Genomic DNA, 21,446 nt, shown 5'->3' with positions numbered 1-21,446 from the left:
CATGCCGCTTTTTTCCGCCAATTTGGGCTTTCTCTGGCAGGAGCTCTCGCTTCCCGATGCGATCAGGGCTGCCAAGGCGGCTGGTTTCGATGCAGTCGAATGCCATTATCCCTATGAGACCTCCGCCGAAGACGTAAGGCAAGCGCTCGCCGAGACGGGCCTTGCCATGCTTGGACTCAACACCATTCGCGGCGATGTTGCGGCCGGCGACAACGGGCTCTCCGCAGTCCCGGGACGTGAAGATGAGGCGCGCCGGGCGATCGACCAGGCAATGGACTATGCAGCAGCGATCGGCACTCGGAACATTCACGTCATGGCCGGAAAAAGCGAAGGCGGAGAGGCGCACGCCACCTTCGTCGCCAATCTGCGCTATGCCTGCGAGCGGGCGACCGAGATCGACGCAACCGTGCTGATCGAGCCCCTCAATCATCGCGACGCGCCCGGATATTTTCTGAGAACGACAGACCAGGCGCTCGATATCATTGCTGAAGTCGGCGCGCCGAATATCAAGCTGATGTTCGATTGCTATCACATCCAGATCATGCAGGGCGACCTGATGCACCGCCTTCAGACGCATCTGAATGCCATCGGCCATATCCAGATCGCCGCCGTTCCCGATCGACGAGAGCCGGATCACGGCGAAATCGATTATCGCGAAATTCTGCGTTTTATCGACACCATCGGATATGACAGGCCGATCGGCGCCGAATACCGCCCGGCAGCGACGACGGAGGCCGGCCTTTCCTGGCTGCGGTCCTATCGGTGAGACTATTGTCGCCATCGCTGTAAATCCGATGGTCATCGCGCGAATAAAGCGCAACAAGCAGAGTGAAGATTAAAGACAGACACCGGCCCTATTGGGAGGATACGCCGAAATGCATGTATTGATCTTGGGTGCCGCCGGCATGATCGGCCGCAAACTCGTGGGCAGGATCGCTGCCGAGCCGATGATTCTCGGACAGTCGATCGATCGCCTGACACTTGCGGATGTGATAAAGCCGCCGGTACCTGACGCCCTCGCGTCAATTTCCAAGCCGCTGGCCCTCGATCTTGCGCACCCTGGCATTGCCGAAAAACTGATCGACGAGCGTCCCAATGTGATTTTTCATCTTGCCGCCGTCGTCTCCGGCGAGGCAGAGGCGGATTTCGACAAGGGCTATACGGTCAATCTCGATGGGACGCGCGCTTTGTTCGAAGCGATCCGTCATCAGGGCCAGAAAAGCGCTTATGTGCCGCGCGTGATCTTTGCCTCGTCCCTCGCCGTTTTCGGCACGCCCTTTCCGGAGACGATCGGCGACGATTTCCTCACGGCACCGCTGACAAGCTACGGCACGCAGAAAGCAATCACCGAATTGCTGCTCGCCGACTATTCGAGACGCGGGATCTTCGATGGCATCGGCATCAGGTTGCCGACCATCTGCGTGCGCCCCGGCGCCCCGAACAAGGCAGCTTCCGGCTTCTTTTCCAATATTCTGCGCGAGCCGCTTGTCGGAAAGGAAGCCATATTGCCGGTCAGCGATACGGTGCGGCATTGGTTTGCAAGCCCTCGTTCCGCCGTCGGCTTCTTCGTTCATGCAGCAACGCTCGACACGGCAAGCGTCGGGCCGCGACGGAACCTCACCATGCCGGGGCTTTCCGCCGTTGTTTCCGACGAAATCGACGCATTGCGCCGCATCGCCGGCGACAAGGCCGTGGCGCTCATACGGGTCGAACCCGATCCGGTGATCGAAAAGATCGTCACCGGCTGGGCACAGCGCTTTGATGCGAAGCGCGCGCATGATCTGGGCTTCAAGGCGGAGCAGAGCTTTGACGAGATCCTGCAGGTGCATATCGAAGATGAGCTCGATGGGAGGCTTGCATGAACGCCCCCTCCTCCAGCGCGCAGAATGGAATAGCCCTGGTAACAGGCGGCGGCACCGGCCTCGGGCGATCGATGGCAAAGGCGCTCGGCGTGGCCGGCTACAAGGTCGTCATTTCCGGGCGACGGGCAGATGTGCTCGAAAAATCAGCGAGAGAGCTCTCGGAAGAAACCGGGGCGGAGTTTCTTGCGGTTGCCGCAGACGTCAGTGATCCTCACTCCGTCCGATCCCTCTTCGAGGTCATCTCGAGCCGATATGGCCGCCTCGACCTTCTCGTCAACAATGCCGGCATGGGATTACCTGCCGTGCCGATGGAGGAATTGAGCTTCGAGCAATGGAATGCCATCGTCGGAGCAAATCTGACCGGCGCATTTCTTTGCACGCAGCAGGCTGTCCGGCTGATGAAGAGCCAGGTGCCGCGCGGCGGCCGCATTATCAACAACGGCTCGATTTCCGCGACAACGCCGCGCCCGCATTCGGCACCCTATACCGCGACCAAGCACGCGATCACCGGTTTGACGAAATCGACCGCTCTTGACGGCCGCCGCTTCGATATAGCCTGCGGCCAGATCGATATCGGCAACGCGGCAACCGACATGACGGCTCGAATGAGCGCCGGCGTCTTGCAGGCGAACGGTGAAGTCGCCAGCGAGCCGACCATTTCGGCCGACCATGTTGCACGCGCGGTGGTCTATATGGCGACATTACCGCTCGACGCCAACGTTCTGTCGATGACGGTCATGGCAACGCAAATGCCATTGGTCGGCAGAGGCTGACAGGCGAGCCGGCAGCATCGGGACGCCATGCTGCCGGTAGTCTTTCAATCGGGTTGGCTGTTTCAAATGGCTGGCCGTGACGACGGCCTGACCAGCCGGCGCTCTATCAACCCACCAACGCTGAAGATCAGAACCTCGATGTCCGTATCGATCTTGTCGCCATCGAGCAGCCTGACAACGTCATCAATCCCCGATACGGCCTGTCCGTCGATGGCGAGCAGATAATCGCCCTCCGCCAGGCCGGCTTTCTCCGCGGGACTATCCTTCTCGACGCGGCGCAGCCGCACGGCGGTCGCGTGCGTTACCCCGGCCTCAAGCGCAATACGTCGATGCAACTCCACCGTGTCGGCCGCAATGCCGATATAGGCGCGACGCACATGGCCGAAGCGCAGAATTTCGGAAACGACGTGCTTCGCGGTATTCGACGCAACCGAGAAGGCAATACTTTGAGCACCCTGAATGACTGCGGTGTTCACGCCGATCACCTCACCGCCGGAGGACACCAGCGGCCCACCCGAATTGCCCGGATTGAGCGCCGCATCCGTCTGGATGATGTCTTCCAAGAGCCGCCCACTCGCTGCACGCATCGACCGGCCGAGCGCCGACACGATGCCAGCAGTCACAGTCCATTCGAAACCAAGGGGATTGCCGATCGCGATTGCGATGTGGCCGCGCTTCAGTGTCTTGGAATCGCCAAGTCTTGCCCATGCTCCCGGCCAATCATTGGCGCGGATCAGCGCGAGATCGGTATCGGGATCGCGCCCGAGCACTCTGCCTTCGACGGTCGCCCCCTCGGGTGTCTTGATCTTCACCGTCTTCGCGTCATCGACGACATGGTTGTTCGTGACGACCAGGCCATCCGGCGAAATGGCAAAGCCGGAGCCGTGTCCCGTACGGCCGCCCAGCCGTTCGATCCGGCTGACCGCCGGTCCGACGGTATCGACGGCGCTTGATACCGATTGAGAATAAGCATCCAGCAGCCCAGAATCGGATGACGGCTGGATATCGCGATCTATGAAGCCCATTGAAAAACCCTCCGATGCGAACGCATCGTTCATGAGGACCGGCAGCAGCTGTAATCAGCAGGAGGCTGTCAGTTCGACAGATTGAAAGACTTCATAATCAGATGAGGAGGCACCGCTGTGAGTTCAAGAGCAGCCGGTTGGACGCAGCGGGGGCCTTTACCTCGACCAAGCCTGGCATAGTTAACCATGCAAGATGTGGAGCGGAGGTTCGTGAATGATTGCGAAGTTTGTCCTGACGCTGATTGGCGGCAGTTTGATTGCGGCGCCGGCGGTTGCTGCCGGCATCGAATGCGCGAAGCAATCCTCTCTCAGCGACCACATCATTTGCGGCGACAGGTCGCTTCGCACGCGTGACGCGATCACCAATGATCTTTATGCCGCCGCCATGAAGACGGACGATGCGAGCACTGTTCGGGAAAAGCAAGTACGCTGGGTGAAATCCCTGCAGGCATGTGCCGATGCGATGTGCCTACGGCGGACCTATGACGACCAGATCGGCTACCTCCAGTCGACGAAGGGCGGGCAAAGCGTCTCAACGGTCTTTTTCATGAAGGAGAGCAGCGGCGATGAGGGCAACCTCGCCGTTTTTGGTCCGACCAACGGCCTTGTGGCAATCTCGCTCAATTCAACCCATGTCGGTCCAGGCGGTGCCGAGGCCGGCGACGTCAATGCGGATGGTGTCGCCGGCGTCATTGCACTCAAATCCGGCCATGGCATCCTTGCCATCGACAAATGCACCGTCGGCTTTGATCGACACGGCACGCAGGTATGGCAGGTGACGCAGAAGGGCACGTGTAACTTCGCCGATGGCGTCAGTCTGGAAGGCGTCTACCGACGCCAACCGTGAAAGGGGCAGATTGCGAGGAAGCCGGTGCGCGTGGCAAACTCACGCTGAAGCGACGCAAATAAAGGCTGGGACGCATCAACGCGCGTCCCAGCCTTTCGATATTGATAATGGCGATCAGCTGCCGACGGCGTCAGCCGTGCACTTCTTGACGAAGCTCGTCTTGGCAGCACCGGCCAGTTTCTTCGTCGCGGCCTGAGCGTCGCAGGAGCTTGCCGCATCCTTGGCGCATTTGTTGCTGAAGCTGGTCAATGCAGCGCCAGCGAGCTTCTTGTCGGCTGCCTGCGACTTGCAGGTAGCGTCCGCTGCCATGGCTCCAGTTGCAAGGCAGGTCGAAATAATCGCAAGTCCAATCAATCTGATCATCGATGTCCTCCGGGGCAATCCTCTGCAACAGGCCGAGGTAATTCGAGTCTAACCGAACGCCAGCCGTAGTAAAGACACCGCCACGCGCTCATACAGCGGAAAAAACGGCTTAAAAGGCTGTAATTATTACCCGATTAGACCTTCTCGCCTTGAACCCTTCGACAAAAGAATAGAAAATACCCACATAGGGTGACCGGCGGCGTATCTCGCCCGGCCCGTCCCCGTCACGCAGCAGCAAACCGTGACAAGCACCAACGCCAACAGTACGCTGAACTAGAAATTCCCAATCCTCTCATGAAGACAATTTCAGGCACGAATCTCGAACAGGCCAAGTCGCACAACAGGCGTGTCGTGATCGAGGCCATTCGCACCAACGGACCGCTGTCGCGCGCCGCAATCGCTCGCATGACGGCGCTGACGACCCAGACGGTGTCGAATATCGTCGAGGAATTGGCGCGCTCGCATCTGTTGATCCCCATGGAAGCGCAGAAGATCGCTCGCGGCCAGCCGATCATTCCCTACACCATCAACCCAAACGGTGCTTACTCCATCGGCCTGGAACTCGGGCGGCAAAGGGCGACCGGCGTTCTAACAGACCTCTCCGGAACCGTCTGCGCCCGCGTCGAGCGCCATGTCGACAGGCCCGGACCGAGCGAAGCGATGCCAGTTCTGGCAGGTATCGTCAGGGATTTGCAGGCGGAATTTTCGTTCGACCACGACCGGTTGCTCGGCGCAGGTATCGCCTTGCCCGGACGCTATGCCGATGGCGGCGTCACGTCGCTCAGCCCGCTCAATCTTCCGGGATGGCAGGATTTCGCCGTGGCAAGCGAACTCGAACGGCTGATCGACCTGCCGGTGCTGGTGGAAAACGATGCGACAGCGGCCGCGATCGGCGAGCGGCTTTACGGCGTGGCCCGTGGCCTTAGCAGCTTCGTCTATCTGTTTCTGGCTGGCGACGGCGGTATCGGCGCCGGTATGTTCCTCGACGGCCATCTCTACAAGGGCAGCCGCGCCAATGCCGGTGAGATCGGTCATATCATCGTCGAACCGCATGGCCGGCTTTGTACCTGCGGCAAACGCGGCTGCCTTGATCGTTATGTATCGCCATCCGTCGCCTACGAATATCTTGGCATCGATCGCGCCCATGAGCTTTCGCCAGACGATCTCGATACGATGATCAAATCGAACGATCCCGGATTGGAAGCATGGCTGGAGCAGGCTGCACAACCATTACGCCAAACGGTCGATTTCCTTGAGCTTGCCTTCGATCCACAAACGATCGTGCTTGGCGGCAGTGCGCCGTCATCCCTGATGACACGTCTGGCGGCACGCTTGGAGCCCCTGCACATCCCTGTGAATCCGACGGAGAAACGCACGATCCCTCGTCTGATGGTCGGCGCCACCGGCAAGGATACGGCCATTCTCGGTGCGGCGGCACTGCCGATCTTTTCGGAAACGAACCCGCAATTCGATGTGCTGCAGAAGCCGATCATCCATCGCAGCGCTCAGCAGATATAACCGATGGCGCGAGCTTGACTCTGTATGCCGCTGAAATGAGATCAGGCGCGACACACTTGCCGCGCCTGATATTGATGCATCAAGCCTTCAGAACTGGTGCAGGCCGTAAAGCAGCGGCATCGTGCCGACAAGCGCGCTGAAGCGTTCCCAGGACTTTGCGGATGGCTTCGTCCAACCGGTTTCCGCAAGAGCGGAAAGTCGCGGGAACACCAATCGGTCGAAGATAGCCCGATCCGTCATCGATTCCGACCAGATGCAGGCCTGAATGCCACGGAGCTTTTCCTTTTGAGTGTCCGTCCAGCCGCCGATTGGATCGAACGTATAGAGCTTCTCGGGATCGGAATGGCCTGCCCAGCTCGCGCCGGGCTCATCCCAATCCGGCCGCATCGCCATATCGAGATAATAAACCTGCCCTGGGCACACGACGATCTCGTATCCCCGGCCAGCAAGCTCGGCTGCTACCTCGACATTGCGCCAGCTGCAAAGATAGCTCTTGTCCTTGTCGATCCGGTCACCGTGGGCCGCCTCTTCCCAGCCACCGGTCACGCAACCTTTTGAGGCGAGAAATGCCTGAATGCGCTCCAGAAACTCAGCCTGAAGGATGGCGGCGCCGGAGCCGTGAATATCATCGGCTCCATGTGTGTTGGTCATGACGTTCAATCGCTTGGCGTGAGCCTGCGCAACCTCGTCTCCGGCAAGCTCGCGCAGGCGCGCCAACGCCTCCGGCGAGCCAGACCATGCTCCAAGGGGAACCTCGTCCGCGCCGATGTGGATCGTCTTGAACGGGAAGAGCTCGATCAGCTCGGAGAGGATCGTCTCGATGACCTCATAGGTCTTCTCACGCGCCGGATTGATGCAATTATCCGGGAAACCCTGAACCGAATAATAGCTGCCGGCTTCGTTCGGATCGCGCAGCTCGGGAATTGCCTGGAGCATGGCATAGCAATGGCCAGGTATATCGATCTCCGGCAAGATCTCGATGCCGAGACCTTTGGCGTAGCCGACGATATCTCGCACAACAGCCTTGGTGTAGTAACCACCGGTGCGAGCCGGGCTGGATCCGAGAAGCGGCGGCATCGGCAAACCGTGGCCACGCCACGCGCCAATCTCCGTCAGAGCCGGATAAGCATCGATCTCGACGCGCCAGGCTTCATCATCCGACAGATGCCAGTGGAAGCGGTTCAGCTTGTTCCAGGCAAGCACCGCCATCAACTTCTTGATCTCTGCCGAACCATAGAACTGGCGAGCGACATCAAGGTGCAGACCGCGCCAGCTCATCGCCGGCTCGTCGACGATCTCACCTGTTGCAGGGAAATGAAACGCCTGCGGATGCAGGCGCGCGCCGCGCCAGATCTGGCCGATGGTGATGAGGCCATAGACAAAGCCGGTCTGCGCACTCGCTTCGACCGCAATGGCTTCAGGCGAAAATACGATCTTATAGGCCTCGGCGCCCAGACCCTCGACGTGGCGCAATTCCACCGGCACGGCACCTTCCGCGTCGGAGCGGATCAATCCCTCGGCCGAAAAGAGGTGTTCGACAAGGGCCGTGAAACTTTCAGCGGCAGCCTGCGCCTCAGCCCCCCCAGCCTTCAAGACAAAGCCTGCGGGAAGCGGGCGACGGGAGGAGACCGCGACGCGGTTCGGCCAGGGAATGATCGCCAACGGCACCGGTGGGTTGGACGGTACCGGGTAGACTTCCGCGCCGCGCTTCAGTGGCGCATTGCTTGACGATGTCCGCGTCGGCTCCGTTCCGAGAGAGACCGTGGTGCCGTCAGGGAATGCGAGATAGGCGCTATTGGCGCCATCGTTCCAGTGACGGAACTGCCAGCTCAGCGCACGCACCGTGATGGTCCATGTCTCGCCGCCGGCGAGGACAAAACCTTCCGGGGGCTGGAATTCGGTAAAGTTGGAAAGCCGCGTGGTGATCGTCGCGCCTTCGACGACGCCGGCCGGGTCGACGCGACCGGGGCCGCTGACGCAAAGCGAGAAGCCGGAAAGCTGCTCGGACGACAGATTCTTGAGCCGCAGCACATAGGAAAAGTCCTTGTCGCCGGCGGGCGGATTCCACGTTGTTTCAAGCCGCAGAGCCAGGGAGCGCGGTGTCGACATGTGTATTCTCTTTCTTAAAGATCGATCAAAGCTTGAGCATGCCGGCATAAATGCCGGGTTCTGAGTTGGGGATCTGTATCGCGCCAACCGTCTTCTCGTAGAATTCAGAAGGGCCGACATCGCCGATGACGGTATAGGCATAGCCCATGGCCTTCTGATCGTTCAGGCAGGCAAACAGCAGCGCGCGGCCGATGCCAAGACCGCGCACGCTTTCGTCGACGCCGGTCGGGCCGAAGAAGCCCCGCGCCGTCGCCTCGTGGCAGGCAAATCCGACAAGCTCTCGGTTACGCGTCGCGATGAAACAGGTCGGCGGCTGGCGGGTCATGGCCACCGTCGTTTCGCTCGCCCAACCCTCGCTGAAATGCTTGCCGACCCAGCCGACGACGAGCCGCAGCTCCGGCGGGAGCGCCCGCCGAATGGTGACGCCTGCCTTCGCCATACGCTCGGCCGACTGCCCGTCGACCGGTAGCGTCGATAGATTGACCAGATAATCCAAGGGAGAAATCCTTCTAGTTCGATGCGACGAGCGCACGCATGTAATGATTGTCGCCGACCTGCTCGACGGCGGTGGAGATCGGACGCGTCAGTGCGCGAATTTTCTCGGCCTGTTCGAGAAAGCGAGCGCTGCCGCCGGTCACGAAGCGGCGTCCGCCATCGGGAACGGCAGAAAGCAGAAGCTGCGTATAGGGATGCTTGGGCGCGGCAAGCACCGTGGCCGTATGACCCCACTCCACCATCTGACCAGCGAACATGACGACGATCTCCTCGGCCACATGGGCAGCCGTTGCGATGTCATGCGTGATGTAGAGCATGGCGAGATCGTTTTCCCGCTTCACCCGCGCCAGCAGGTCGAGGATGTCCTTGCGGATAGACACGTCCAGCATCGAGGTCGGCTCGTCCGCGACCAGCACGCTTGGCGAAACCGCCAGGGCACGGGCGATATTGACGCGCTGACGCTGGCCACCGGACAATTCATGCGGAAATTTCTGACGTGTGACGGCGGGATCGAGCCCGACGCTTTCGAGCAGCTTCGAAATCTCGTCATCCCGCTCTGCCTTCGGCTTGTCGTCACCATGAAGCTGCAGCGGCCGGGCGATATGATGGTTGATCGTAAAGGCCGGATTGAGCGAAGCGAAGGGGTCCTGAAACACCATCTGAACGTCCTTGCGGTAGAGACGCTCCTCGCTGCCGGTGCCACGGGCGGTGCGATCCTGTCCGCGAAACAGCAGTTTGCCGCCGCTGGCCCTGTCCAGTCGTGCGATAATGCGCGCGCATGTCGTCTTGCCGCAGCCGGATTCACCCACCAGCGCAAGCGCGCGTCCGGCGAAGAGGGAGAAGGAAACGCTCTTGAGTGCATGCACCGAGCCGAAATGGCGCTGGACATCCTCAAGCCGAATGACGGGTTCGGCAGCGAGTGCCTGTATCTGCGGTTTCATGCCAAAGCTCCGGAAAGATGTGCGCTGCCCGGAAGCTGGGGAATGGCGTTCCAGAGCTTGCGCGTATATTCGTGAACAGGCGACTGGCTCACCTGTGCGACGTCGCCGACCTCGACGAGCTCACCCTTCAGCATGACGCCGATGCGTCCACAAAGCTGCGCCATAAGATGCAGATCGTGGGTGATGAACAGCACAGAGAAACCATAGGTCTGCTGAAGGTCGAGGACTTGCTCGAGGATCTCGCGCTGCACGACCACATCAAGTGCTGTCGTCGGCTCATCCATGATGATGAGTTCCGGCCGCAGCGCCAGGCAGATAGCGATGACGATACGCTGGCGCATGCCGCCCGAAAACTGGTGCGGATAGTCGCTGACGCGATGCGCGGGAATGCCGACCAGCTTGAACATTTCCTCGGCACGGGCACGGGATTCCTGACGGGAGCAACGCGTATGGCGATAGAGCACGTCATGGAACTGCGCCTCCACCCGCATCAGCGGGTTCAGCGAATTCATGGCGCTCTGAAACACCATGCCGACCCGCTTCCAGCGGATTTTCTGCAGCTCCGTCTCGGGTATCTTTAGCAGATCCTGCCCATCGAGGCGGATGCTGCCGCCGCTGATCCATGCCGGCGGCTTGGAAAGCCGTGTAATGGCAAAAGCGATGGTGCTCTTTCCGCAGCCGGATTCGCCGGCGAGACCAAAGATCTCGCCGCGGCCGATGTTGAATGAAACATTCTTCACCGCCCGGAAGTCACCCTTGTCGACGAGATAGTCGATATTCAGGTTTTCAATCTCAAGCAGATTATCACTCATTGGCCTGATCTCATCATGCGGTTGCGGGCTCGGGTCAGGCGGAACCAGCGGGTCAAGGCCGGACCTGAGCGCAATTGCGGATTGGCGATTTCATCGAAGGTGAAGTTGATCAGCGCGAGGCCAAGGCCAGTGAGCGCGATACCGGCGGCGGGAACGGCAATGTCCCACCATGCGCCAACCATGATCGCCGAGGCGTTCTGCGCATTGTAGAGCATGGTGCCCCAGGTAACCTTCAGCGGATCGCCGAAACCGAGATATTCGAGCGTGGTCTGAGCAACGATCGCATAGATGATGCTGCCGACGAGATTGATGCCGATCAGCGGTGTCAGATTCGGCAGGATCTCGACAAAGATGATGCGCCACGCCGGCTCACCGATCATCTTCGCAGCCGTGACGAAATCACGGTTGCGCAATGCCATCGTTTGCGAACGTGTCATGCGCGCGCCCCATGGCCATGATGTCAGCGCGATGATTGTCATAATGGTCATCGGTCCGACCGTACCCGCAAAGGACGCGAGCAGGATGAGCAACGGCATGTTGGGTATGACCAACACCGCATTGGTCGCAAGATCGAGTGCGGCATCCGTCTTGCCGCCGGTGTAGCCGGCAATGAGACCGATGGCCGTGCCGATGACGGTAATGGCGATGCCGGTGGCAAAGCCGACCGAAAGTGAGCTTCTCGCACCCCAGACGAACTGACGATAGACATCGCGGCCCATCTTGGTGGTTCCGAAGACGTGCTCGACGGACGGCGCCTGATGCGAACGGCCGACACGGGCGCCGGGCTCGCCGGGCGCGATGATCGGCGCAAAAATGGCCATCAGGCACAGGACTGCAATGATGATGAAGCCGATGAGGGCCTTTTTCTGGCCGAAAATGGATCGCAACGCGAAGCTCATCGTGTGCCCTCCCTCAATCGCGGATCGACAAGGCCGTAGATGATGTCGACCAGGAAGTTTGCAGCGAGCGTCGCGATCGTCATCAGAAGCAGCTGCCCCTGAATGACGGGATAATCGCGGGCAACACTGGCGGTGAAGAGCGTCAGGCCGAGACCCGGATAGTTGAAGACGATTTCCGTGACGATCGAGCCGCCAAAGACAGCACCGAGCATCAATGCCAGATTGGTCAGGACAGGCAGTAGCGCGTTGCGCGCACCGTAGCTGAACATGACGGCGAGATTGCTGAGCCCTTTCGCCCGGCCCATGGTCACATAATCCTCGCCGAGGATCACGATCATCGAGGACCGCATGGTCGTCTGGAACTCGCCGATGAGAAATGGCGAGAGCGTCAGCACCGGCAGGATGGCATGCATGAAGACGCTGCTGAAGAAGGTGAAGTTGAAGCCCGGATCGAGATTGGGATCATAGGCATACCCGACAGGAAACCACCGCAACGAGACCGCGAAGACGAAGAGGATCGTCAGAGCGATGATCACGGGCGGGATCGAGAACATGATCACCGCGAGAGGCGACACGACCGTGTCGAACCGCCCGCCACGACGCCATGCCGAAATCGCGCCGAGCATGACGCCGACGCACAGCGAAAAGATGATCGCCGTTACGACAAGGAAGATCGTCCAGAGCGTGGCGCGGCTCAGCACCTGCACCACGGTCTGGGGATAATATTTGACCGAAACGCCAAGATCGAGCGTTGCGAGACCTTTGAGATAATCGACGAACTGCATCAGGATCGGTTGATCGATCTCACCGAAGCGGGCCTTGATCGCCTCGACTGCCGCGGGGGTTGCCCGCGGCCCGAGCTGGGCGACCATAGCATCGACGGGACTCCCCGGCATAAGCCGGGGAAGAATGAAGTTCACGACGATCGCGAAGGCCAACGCCACCGCGTAGACGCCAAGGCGCCGGCTTGAAACACGCATGTCTGCTTCCTTCGCTGTGGTCTTATTGGACCGGCTTCAGGCGCAGCAGATGCATGAGACGCATGCGGTTGTTGTCGTGGTTTTCCGGGTTCATGACCGGATCCTTGTCGGTGACCCAACCGGTGAACCGCTTGCTGGAATACTGGTACCAGGTCGGGCCGTTGAAGACGGGAACGACCGGGAAATCATCGGCGATCAGAACCTGGATGTCGTTGAAGATCTTCTTGTGATCCGCATCGGAAGACGACTTCAGATATTGATCGAAGAGCGCGTCGAGCTTCGGGTTGGAGTAACGCGGCGCAGAGACCGTGAGCTTGCCGGCATAGGCCGTCGACAGGCTCTGATAATAGCCCTGGAACGGCGTCGCGCTGTCGGCGCGCGAGTTCATGACGACATCGAAACTGCCGTCGAGAAGCTGCTTGCGCCACTGTTCGTATTCAGGCGTGGCGACCGAGGCATTTATGCCGGCCGCACGGAGACCTTCGACAGCGATCTGCACGGCGTCGATCCAGTCGGTCCAGCCGTTCGGAACGATGATCGGGAAGGAGATCGGCTTGCCGCTCGGCGTGGTGCGGAAGCCGTCAGCTCCCTTCTTGTAGCCGGCATCGTCGAGGATCTTGTTTGCCTTTTCGGTGTCGAAGCCCATGAAGGCATCCTTGTCGCCTTCGGCCGCCTTGTTACGCCAACTATCGAAGCGCGGCGGCAGGCCGCTGGCATGAAGGTTGACGACCGGATAACCGAAGCCGGCAATATCGACCATTGACTGGCGGTCCATCGCCATGCTGAAGGCGTGACGGAAATTCAAATCCTTGAAGGCCTCGAGATTGCCAGCATTCGTCGACTTGAAGTTCATCTGGAAGGCGACGGTTTCCGCCGGCGGCTGCCAGTAGCCGTTATGCTGCGGGTCAAGTGCGACGAAGGTCTTGTCGATCTGCGGCAGGAACGAGCCGATCCAGTCGACAGTGCCTTCCGGCAGCAGCGCCAGCATCTGGTCGTTGCCCGAAATCTGCGGCAGGCGCAGGCAATCTACATGCAGCGATGCAGCATCCCAGTAGTTCGGGTTGCGGCACTGCTCGTAGACCTGAGGCGTGAAGCGGCGAACTTCCGTCATCGGGCCGGAGCCGACAGGCTTTTCGTTCTTGAAGGCGACCGGATCGGCAATGTCCTTCCAGATATGTTCGGGCACGACGGCCAAATCGGCCAGCGATTCCGGGAATTCGGAGTTCACCGCCTTGAGCTTGATCGTTACCTCAGTTGGTGACGGTGCTTCGACGGAAGCGACAGTCTGGCCGACGCCAACGGTGTCAACGGCCGGATTCTTCAGCATCAGGTCGATCGTGTACTTCACGTCTGCCGAGGTCAGCGGCTGGCCATCCGACCACTTCACGCCGGGACGTAGCTCATAGGTGATCGACATCAGATCGTCGGAGAACTTGTAGCTGGTCGCCAGGCGCCAGACCGGCTTGCCGCCGTCATTGGCGTTGAAGATGACGAGCGGCTCGTAGATGAAATCCATCGTGCTCTGACGACGACCGGCCAGATCGAAAGGGTTGAAGTTGCTGACCCAGCTGGTCTGCTCCTCGATGTGCATCGTCAGCACGGATTCGGCTGCCATGGCCGCACCGGTGCCCAATGCCAGCGAGGCGCCAAGCGCCGCAGTCGCAAGCCACGGAGCCCGGTAAAGGAAATTACGCAATCTGCTTTTCTTCATTCCCATTTGCAGTTCCCTCTCGTTGATTTTCGAGTAGTCAATCAAATTGATTTAATCGTGAGTTTGCGCCCTCGTCAATCCGCTGTTTGGAAATCAACAGGCAATGAGATGCACAGTCGCACGCATCGTCCTGGTGGGACGGCGATCTCAGGCAATCAGGAATTTTTGAAAGAAAGAGCGGCGGTCGGCTTTTGCCGATCAGGGGCAAGTCGGCGCCTAGAGGCACGACGTGGCATGATCGCTGCCCCACGCGGCATACGCTCGAATCAACGCACGTGGTCTATGGGCGCAGCTTCGGACCCTGGGAAATAGAAAAAGATTGCGGCGGCATAATTTCAGCCGCCGCAATCCGCGAGGGGAAGTAGCTCCAATCAGCGCAGGGCGCGCAGGTGAAGCTTTCAATCACAATGAGAGATCTGGATTAGTCGAGCGGCTTATAGGCGACGACGTCCATCTCGACCTTCACATCCACCATCATCGGCGACTGAACGGTGGAGCGCGCAGGCGGATGATCGATGAAATGCTTCTGGAACACCGCATTGAAGCTCGAGAAATCGCGGGCGTCATCGAGCCAGACGTTGACCTTCACAACATGTTCGAGTGTGCAGTCGGCAAGGGCAAGCACGTCCTTGATGTTGGCGATGACCTGTTCCGTCTGCGCCACGATGTTGCCGACGATCACCTCGCCATCGACGGTGGGGACCTGACCGGAGACATAAACGAAATCACCGGCGCGGACGGCCTTGGCGAAGGGGCGGCGCTGGCCGCCAGCCTGACTATCGGCGACATCGAAACGAATCAGCTTGTTCTTGCTCATGGATCTACCCGGCCTTTCTCGGTTATCGATAGCCGCGATCGCCAGCATTGGGGGCTCAAAAGGATGGGCGCGCGACTCTCCTGCGCTCTTCCATATCTGCCAAGGCGCAGTCACGCCAGATTGATTCGCCATGGGGACGTCGCGTTCTTTAACCTCGTATCTATCCATCCACATCTAGCGAACAGCTACAGCTCCGGAAATCATATGATTCCCGGGGCTGCAATTTTTTCAATTACTTAAACGCTTTCAACTAACGGATTAGCGCTGGTGATGAACGGATTGCAGGCCATAGACGGGCGTCTCGATGCCCTCCATGCGTGCCTTCAATTGCAAGGAAAGATACTGTGAATAGTGCCTGCTCTGGTGCAGATTGCCGCCATGGAACCAGAGCGCCTGCTGCTGCGTCGGCTTCCACATGTTGCGCTGTTCGCCTTCCCACGGGCCGGGGTCCTTTGGCGTATCCGAGCCCAGCCCCCAGACCTTGCCAACCTTATCCGCGGTCTCCTGATCGATCAGATCGGCGACCCAGCCGTTCATCGAACCATAGCCCGTGGCATAGACGATCACATCCGCAGGAACCTCCTGCCCGTTGCCAAGCTTGACAGAATTTTCCGTGATTTCGGCGACCTGACCGGCTTGCAGTTTGATTTTCCCGTCGATGATAAGCTGGGACGCGCCGATGTCGATGTAGTAGCCCGAGCCTCGACGCAGATATTTCATGAAAAGACCGGAGCCGTCCGCGCCCCAATCCAGCTGAAAGCCGGCTTTCTCCAGCGCCGCATAGAAATCGGCATCGCGCTCGCGCATCTGATCGTAAAGCGGGATCTGGAACTCATGCATGATCCGGTAAGGGAGAGATGCGAAGATCAGATCTGCCTTGGCGGTGGTCACGCCGTTGGCCAGTGCCTGTTCCGAGTAGAGCGCGCCGAGCCCGATATCCATGAGCGTTTCCGAGCGGACGATATGGGTGGTCGAGCGCTGGATCATCGTGACGTCGACGCCGGCCTCATGTAGCGCTGCGCAAATATCGTGAGCGGAGTTGTTCGAACCGATGACGACGACCTTCTTGCCCTTGTAGCCATCCGGACCGGGATGCTGCGAAGAGTGATGCTGATCTCCCTGGAACCGCTCGCGGCCCTTGAAATCCGGAATATTGGCCTTGCCGGACATGCCGGTCGCAAAGACCAGCTGCTTTGGCCGGAGAACGACCTCCTCGCCGTCACGGTCGACGACAACGGTCCATTCCTTGTTCGCTTCATCCCACGTCGCGGATTTTGCCGAGGAACGGGTCCAATAATTCAGCTCCATCACCTTGGTATAGAATTCCAGCCAGTCGCCGATTTTGTCCTTCGGTGCGAAGATCGGCCAATTCTTCGGAAAATCGATATAGGGCAGATGGTCGTACCAGACCGGATCGTGCAGGCAGAGCGACTTGTAGCGCTTGCGCCAGGAATCGCCCGGTCTGTCGTTCTTTTCCAAAATGATCGTTGGGACGCCAAGCTGCCTCAGGCGAGCGCCGAGCGCGATACCGCCCTGCCCGCCGCCGATGACGACGACGTAGGGCTGATTCTCGTATCCGAGCGCTCTGGCCTCCTCCTCGCGCTCTTCCTTCCAGGTCTTTGCACCGATGTTCTGACCGTGTTTGGCGCCGAGCGGGCGCGTGAATCCCGCCTTCTCCTCATGCCCCTTCAATTCGACCAGCGCTGTCAGCAGGGTCCAGATCAAACCGTTCTTGAAGCGTATCAGGCCATAGCCGCGTCCCACGCCGGTCTCGAACGAAATCCAGCTTTCAAGCACGCCACCCGCTTCTGTTGCCTCCTCACCTGCGGCAACACGGAAATTCGATGGCTTGGCGGTGCCCAGCTGCTTCTGCAGCATGTCGCGAACCTGATCGCGCCCCTCCACTGTCTTGATATTCCAGGTGAAGGAAACGAGATCGCGCCAATAGCATTCCTCGGCAAACATGGACACGGCCTCATCGATGCGGCCGGCCGCAAGGACCTCGCTGAACTTGTCGAGAAGCGTCTGGACGCGCGTGGTTGGGGTCTTATCGAGCATATCATCTCCTCCTGCTCTTTGAGAATTGCGGGACGGCTCCTCAACCGTCCCGATGGATCGATTGCCTATCGCGACAGATCGATCAGTATTTTCAGGTGTTTGCCCGCGGGATCGAGCAGCTGGTCGAACCCTTCCTTCACAGCATCGCCAAGCGACACGAATTTGGTGACGATCTTGCGCGCAGGGATCTGACCACTGGCGATCAGCCGGGCGACGCGTGGCCAATAATGCGTCGGATAGGCCCAGGAACCCCTGATATCGATATCCTTGAAGGTGACGTCGAACCAGTTGAGCGGGTTTTCGTGGGGGTGCAGGCCGGTCTGGACGACAACGCCCTGTTTGCGCACCGCATCGGCGCAGTTCTTCAGCGCATACTCGTTGCCGACGCATTCGATCGCGATGTCGCAGCCAACGTTGCCCTCTGTTTCGTTGCGAATGACATCCGCCACCTTTTCCGACTTCGGATTGATGGTGCGGACGTCTCCAAGAGCCTCCCGGGCAAGCGCAAGCCGCGTCTCGTTGGGATCCGACATGAAGAGTTGCGTCGCGCCGGCCGCTCGGGCGGCCATGGCCGTGAGGATACCGATCGGTCCTGCGCCGGTAATCAGCACGCTGTTGCCAGCCGTCACGCCGGCGCGATCGCAGGCATAGACGGCGACGGCCGTCGGCTCGATGAGCGCTGCCTCTTCGTCGCTGAGGCTGTCGGGAATTGGCTGTACGTTATAATCGTTGAGCAGTGCTCGCTGCGCCATGCCGCCGGAGTGCCAGGAAAGGCCTGCAAGCGCGAGCTGCGAACTCAGGTGGAATAGCCCACGTGCCGCGTAATAATCACCCACACGCGGCATGATCAGCGGCTGCACGGAAACACGATCGCCGACCTTGACGTGGTCTACACCTTGGCCGACGGCCTTGACCACGCCGCCGAATTCATGCCCCAGAACCTGCGGACCATGCGCCTTGGTAAACGGGTGCGGCTCCTTGGGCACGAAAATCGGACCGTAGGCATATTCATGCAGATCAGTGCCGCAAATACCGCAAAAGCGGTTTTCGATCAGGACTTCGCCTGGACCAGGCTCAGCCGGCGCGGGGATATCCTCGATGCGCAAATCCTTTGCCGCATGGAAGCGGAGAGCTTTCATCCTGTTTCCTCCTCAAATGCTCTAGCAATGAGAAGGCAGCAAGCCGCGTGCCAAACAGCATGAATCCGTAAAAGCCTTTTACTTCAAATAGTTGTCTAAGTGCAGAACCCACGCAGATCACGCATGCAACACATGTCCTGCAACAGGTGTTGCATGCGGCGCATCAGTTGAGGCGCTTCAATCGACGATGGATCGTGGAGCGGTTGACGCCGAGTTTGCGGGCAAGCGCGGAGACATTGTTTCCGCATTCGTCGAGAGCCTTGTGCAGATCGGTATCCTGCTCCTCCGCATGGGGTCGTAACGGCTCGACATGCAGGTCGTCTGGCAGGCAATCCGTGCCGATGACGCCCGCCTCGGAGAGTGCGGCAGCCACGCGCAGCACATTAAAAAGCTCGCGTAGATTTCCAGGCCAGTCATGCTCGAGCAACAATCCGCGCGCGCCAGCGTCAAGCCGGTAGAATTGTGCATTCTCCCGCCCGATGCGAGCAAGCAGATGATCGATGACATCAGGCAGATCCTGCCGTTCGCGCAGTGGCGGCAACGCAAGCGTGACCGCATTCAGACGGTAATAAAGATCCTGTCTGAATTGGCCAAGCGCGACGAGGCCGGCAAGATCACGATGCGACGCGGAGAGAATGCGCAGACGTACCGGCTTGGATTTCAGAGCGCCGATCGGCTGCACCTCGTTTTCCGAGAGGACACGCAGCAGCCGGCTTTGCAGGGGAAGCGGCATGTCGCCGATTTCGTCCAGGAACAATGTACCGCCATCCGCCTCCTCGATGAGGCCACGTTTGCCCTTCTGATTGGCGCCGGTAAAGGCACCCGGCGCATAGCCGAACAGCTCGGATTCCATCAGCTGCTCGGGAATGGCCGCGCAATTGACGGCGACGAACCTTCCGGCGCCACCGCTGCTGTCATGAATGGCTCGCGCCAGATATTCCTTTCCGCTGCCGGTCTCGCCTTGGATGAGAATGGGAATCTCGCGGCCCGCCAATTTTGCTGCCTTCGTCTGGAGCCGCTCCATGGCTGGGTCGCCGAAGCTGAGGTTGTCGAAGGCGCCCTTGCCCCTGGAAACATCGGCGGAGGGCATCCGGCGCAGATGAGTGGCGGGGGCAATGGCGCTGGCAAAGACGGCAAGCCCGCTCTTTGCCTTCAGCAGACGATCGCCATTGGGCTGGCCGCGCATGAGTTGCGGGAGATCGTTCAGATCGATATCGAAAAAGCGATCGATCGGCTGTCCGATAAACTGTCGCGTCACGATACCATGCATGTTCATCGCACGCGCCAGCGCTCCGAAGCCGCCATGCGTCATGCCCGTGATGCGGCCACTGCCGTCAAGAGCGATGGCGGCATCCGGATCGACATCGAGGAATTCAGGTGAGCGCGCCAGGCGCAACACCCAATCGTTGCGGGTGCGGCTCATCAGATTGGCAAGCTCGATGCGCCGCGCCGTCGAGGCAACCAGGTGAAGCGCCAGCTGCTGGCTGGCCTTTGCCGTGGGGGAGCGGAGCTGGGAGATGTCGAGAACGGCCGTCAGATCGCCGAGCGTGTCGAAGATCGGCGCGGCAGTGCAGGTCAGCCCGATATGGCTGGTGTCAAAGTGATCGTCCTGGTGGATGATCACCGGCTCGCCGGAGACGATGCACGCTCCGACAGCGCATGTCCCTGCCCGGCTCTCAGACCATTCCGAGCCAAGATAAAGGCCTGCCTTGCGCAACTGATTATCGAAGGTCGGATCGCCCATGAAATCCACGGTCACGCCGCGCCCATCCGACAGGAGCAGGACGTAATTCTGCTCCGATACCTGGCCAAAAAGCTGTTCGAGACCGGACCGGCCGATGCGGATCAGCTCCTCGGCCTGCTCGCGATGCTCGCGCAGTTTTATCTCCGGCACGATGTAGGCTTCCTGCGCAGCGGCAGGATCAAGCCTGTAGTCGTTGAGGCAGCGCAGCCAAGACTGCACCACGGGCGCGTCGCGCGGGCTGGTAGCCCCCATGGCAACGCGCTCGATCTCCTTAATGTGCGACAACGTCGACACCATGGACCGCTCCTCCCGAAGGCATGGTCGCACATTCGATGCCGCTCAACAATCTTTCTTCTTCTCTCCGCAACGGCTGCGATTTGTCCATTCACCGACGGAAATCCTAGTCGCATGCCTCCGACCGCACGTCCGCGTCTTTTTGTCGGTCACTGCCGGATTGCCTTGCCGTGTCGGCGCCTGTTAAGACAGGATCGATTTCGTCATATGATTGTTGAAGTTCAGGAGGAGACGTCATGACAGAACTCGCACAGTCCCTTGCTTCCATCCGCATCCCCGATCTTAACGGCAAGCGCGTGCTGATCACAGGCGCATCGACGGGCATCGGGGCGGCGCTTGCCCGCGCCTTTGCAGCGCAGGGGATGAAGATCGGTCTGCATTTCAACGCAAGCCGCGAACCCGCGGAAAAGCTCGCGGCCGAAATCAAGGCTGGCGGCGGCACCGTGCATCTGATCCAGGGCGATGTTTCGCAGGATGGCCAGACCGAACGCGTGGTCAATGAAGCAGCCGACATTCTTGGCGGCCTGGACGGGTTGATCAACAACGCCGGTGGCATGCTCGGACGCCTGCCGACGGCCGACATGACCGACGAGCACTATGAGCGCGTGATGAACCTCAACGCCCGCTCGGTGCTTGCGGCAACGCGGGCTGCCCATCCGCATCTCAAGAAGCAGGGTGGCTTCATCATCAACACCACCTCGATCGCCGCCCGTAACGGCGGCGGCAATGGCGCGATCCTTTATGCGGCCTCCAAGGGCTTCGTTTCGACCATTACCCATGGTCACGCAAAGGAATTCGTCAACGACAAGATCCGCGTCAACGCGGTCGCGCCAGGCGTCATCGCAACGCCCTTCCATGAGCGCTACACCAACGACGAGCAGATGGAACTTCAGCGCAAGACCATTCCCATGGGCTTCGTCGGCACCTCCGAGGATTGCGTCGGTGCTTACCTGTTCCTGGCGTCTCCGACATTGTCCGGCTACATCACCGGCCAGGTCATCGAGGTCAACGGCGGCCAGTTGATGCCGTAAGGCACGGTGAATGATCGACTAATCGCGC

Annotated in this window: 19 protein-coding genes; 6 read left to right on the top strand and 13 right to left on the bottom strand. The window is 59.9% G+C overall.

Translation table 11 applies throughout. The features are described 5' to 3' along the window. The first annotated feature begins 1 nt into the window (after position 1). The 3 genes from HGP17_RS13425 to HGP17_RS13415 all read left to right on the top strand — a co-directional run bounded on the left by HGP17_RS13425 (position 2) and on the right by HGP17_RS13415 (position 2,635). Positions 2-766 (top strand): TIM barrel protein, encoded by a 765-nt coding sequence (locus tag HGP17_RS13425; protein ID WP_168809654.1) that lies wholly within the window; start codon positions 2-4, stop codon positions 764-766. A gap of 109 nt (positions 767-875) precedes the next feature. Beyond that, entirely contained in the window at positions 876-1,862 is a 987-nt protein-coding gene (gene denD, locus HGP17_RS13420; RefSeq protein ID WP_168809652.1) for a D-erythronate dehydrogenase, read from the top strand. Next, positions 1,859-2,635, top strand: a complete 777-nt coding sequence (locus HGP17_RS13415) for an SDR family oxidoreductase (protein WP_168809650.1) — start codon at positions 1,859-1,861, stop codon at positions 2,633-2,635. Before denD ends, HGP17_RS13415 begins: the two co-directional genes overlap by 4 nt. Positions 2,636-2,697: 62 nt before the next feature. Here the strand turns inward: HGP17_RS13415 and HGP17_RS13410 are convergent, their stop codons facing one another. Next, positions 2,698-3,660 carry a trypsin-like peptidase domain-containing protein gene (locus HGP17_RS13410; RefSeq protein ID WP_168809648.1) on the bottom strand — a complete coding sequence of 321 codons (963 nt, stop codon included), beginning with the start codon at positions 3,658-3,660 and terminating at the stop codon, positions 2,698-2,700. 214 nt (positions 3,661-3,874) lie between these two features. Between HGP17_RS13410 and HGP17_RS13405 the strand changes: the two genes are divergently transcribed. After that, a complete protein-coding gene (locus tag HGP17_RS13405; RefSeq protein ID WP_168809646.1) occupies positions 3,875-4,507 on the top strand; it encodes a hypothetical protein in 633 nt (210 codons plus the stop codon). 114 nt (positions 4,508-4,621) lie between these two features. On the opposite strand, the gene HGP17_RS13400 is transcribed toward HGP17_RS13405, so the two are convergent. Then, a complete protein-coding gene (locus HGP17_RS13400) occupies positions 4,622-4,870 on the bottom strand; it encodes a hypothetical protein (protein WP_168809645.1) in 249 nt (82 codons plus the stop codon). Between the two features lie 294 nt (positions 4,871-5,164). Between HGP17_RS13400 and HGP17_RS13395 the strand changes: the two genes are divergently transcribed. Beyond that, complete coding sequence (locus HGP17_RS13395; RefSeq protein WP_168809644.1) at positions 5,165-6,388, top strand: ROK family transcriptional regulator; 1,224 nt, start codon at positions 5,165-5,167, stop codon at positions 6,386-6,388. Between the two features lie 87 nt (positions 6,389-6,475). Here the strand turns inward: HGP17_RS13395 and HGP17_RS13390 are convergent, their stop codons facing one another. From HGP17_RS13390 to HGP17_RS13340, 11 genes are all read right to left on the bottom strand, one after another. Beyond that, on the bottom strand, positions 6,476-8,497 hold the full coding sequence (locus tag HGP17_RS13390; RefSeq protein WP_168809643.1) for a beta-N-acetylhexosaminidase: 2,022 nt from the start codon (positions 8,495-8,497) through the stop codon (positions 6,476-6,478). Positions 8,498-8,522: 25 nt separating this feature from the next. Beyond that, entirely contained in the window at positions 8,523-8,993 is a 471-nt protein-coding gene (locus HGP17_RS13385) for a GNAT family N-acetyltransferase (RefSeq protein WP_168809642.1), read from the bottom strand. Positions 8,994-9,006: 13 nt separating this feature from the next. After that, positions 9,007-9,933, bottom strand: a complete 927-nt coding sequence (locus tag HGP17_RS13380; RefSeq protein ID WP_168809641.1) for an ABC transporter ATP-binding protein — start codon at positions 9,931-9,933, stop codon at positions 9,007-9,009. After that, positions 9,930-10,745 carry an ABC transporter ATP-binding protein gene (locus HGP17_RS13375; protein WP_168809640.1) on the bottom strand — a complete coding sequence of 272 codons (816 nt, stop codon included), beginning with the start codon at positions 10,743-10,745 and terminating at the stop codon, positions 9,930-9,932. The genes HGP17_RS13380 and HGP17_RS13375 overlap by 4 nt, the downstream gene beginning before the upstream one ends. Beyond that, a complete protein-coding gene (locus tag HGP17_RS13370; protein WP_168809639.1) occupies positions 10,742-11,644 on the bottom strand; it encodes an ABC transporter permease in 903 nt (300 codons plus the stop codon). The genes HGP17_RS13375 and HGP17_RS13370 overlap by 4 nt, the downstream gene beginning before the upstream one ends. After that, complete coding sequence (locus tag HGP17_RS13365; RefSeq protein WP_168809638.1) at positions 11,641-12,624, bottom strand: ABC transporter permease; 984 nt, start codon at positions 12,622-12,624, stop codon at positions 11,641-11,643. The genes HGP17_RS13370 and HGP17_RS13365 overlap by 4 nt, the downstream gene beginning before the upstream one ends. Before the next feature lie 22 nt (positions 12,625-12,646). Further along, positions 12,647-14,341, bottom strand: coding sequence for an ABC transporter substrate-binding protein (locus HGP17_RS13360; RefSeq protein WP_168809637.1), 1,695 nt, complete (start codon positions 14,339-14,341; stop codon positions 12,647-12,649). A 415-nt stretch (positions 14,342-14,756) separates the two neighbouring features. After that, complete coding sequence (locus HGP17_RS13355; RefSeq protein WP_168809636.1) at positions 14,757-15,152, bottom strand: RidA family protein; 396 nt, start codon at positions 15,150-15,152, stop codon at positions 14,757-14,759. A gap of 258 nt (positions 15,153-15,410) precedes the next feature. Then, positions 15,411-17,210 (bottom strand): NAD(P)/FAD-dependent oxidoreductase, encoded by a 1,800-nt coding sequence (locus HGP17_RS13350; RefSeq protein ID WP_168809634.1) that lies wholly within the window; start codon positions 17,208-17,210, stop codon positions 15,411-15,413. Positions 17,211-17,275: 65 nt separating this feature from the next. After that, the gene (locus HGP17_RS13345) at positions 17,276-18,349 is read right to left on the bottom strand and encodes a 2,3-butanediol dehydrogenase (RefSeq protein ID WP_168809632.1); all 1,074 of its coding nucleotides are present in this window, start codon (positions 18,347-18,349) and stop codon (positions 17,276-17,278) included. Positions 18,350-18,512: 163 nt separating this feature from the next. After that, positions 18,513-20,390: a sigma-54-dependent Fis family transcriptional regulator gene (locus HGP17_RS13340; RefSeq protein WP_168809630.1), complete on the bottom strand. Its 1,878-nt coding sequence runs from the start codon at positions 20,388-20,390 to the stop codon at positions 18,513-18,515. Between the two features lie 233 nt (positions 20,391-20,623). Here HGP17_RS13340 and HGP17_RS13335 point away from each other — a divergent pair, with 233 nt between their 5' ends. Continuing rightward, positions 20,624-21,418, top strand: a complete 795-nt coding sequence (locus HGP17_RS13335; protein ID WP_168809628.1) for an SDR family oxidoreductase — start codon at positions 20,624-20,626, stop codon at positions 21,416-21,418. Positions 21,419-21,446 lie beyond the last annotated feature (28 nt).

Source organism: Rhizobium sp. P38BS-XIX, from assembly GCF_012641435.1.
In the GTDB taxonomy this organism is placed as follows: Bacteria; Pseudomonadota; Alphaproteobacteria; order Rhizobiales; family Rhizobiaceae; genus Rhizobium.
This window is presented reverse-complemented; position numbering and strand designations above follow the sequence as displayed.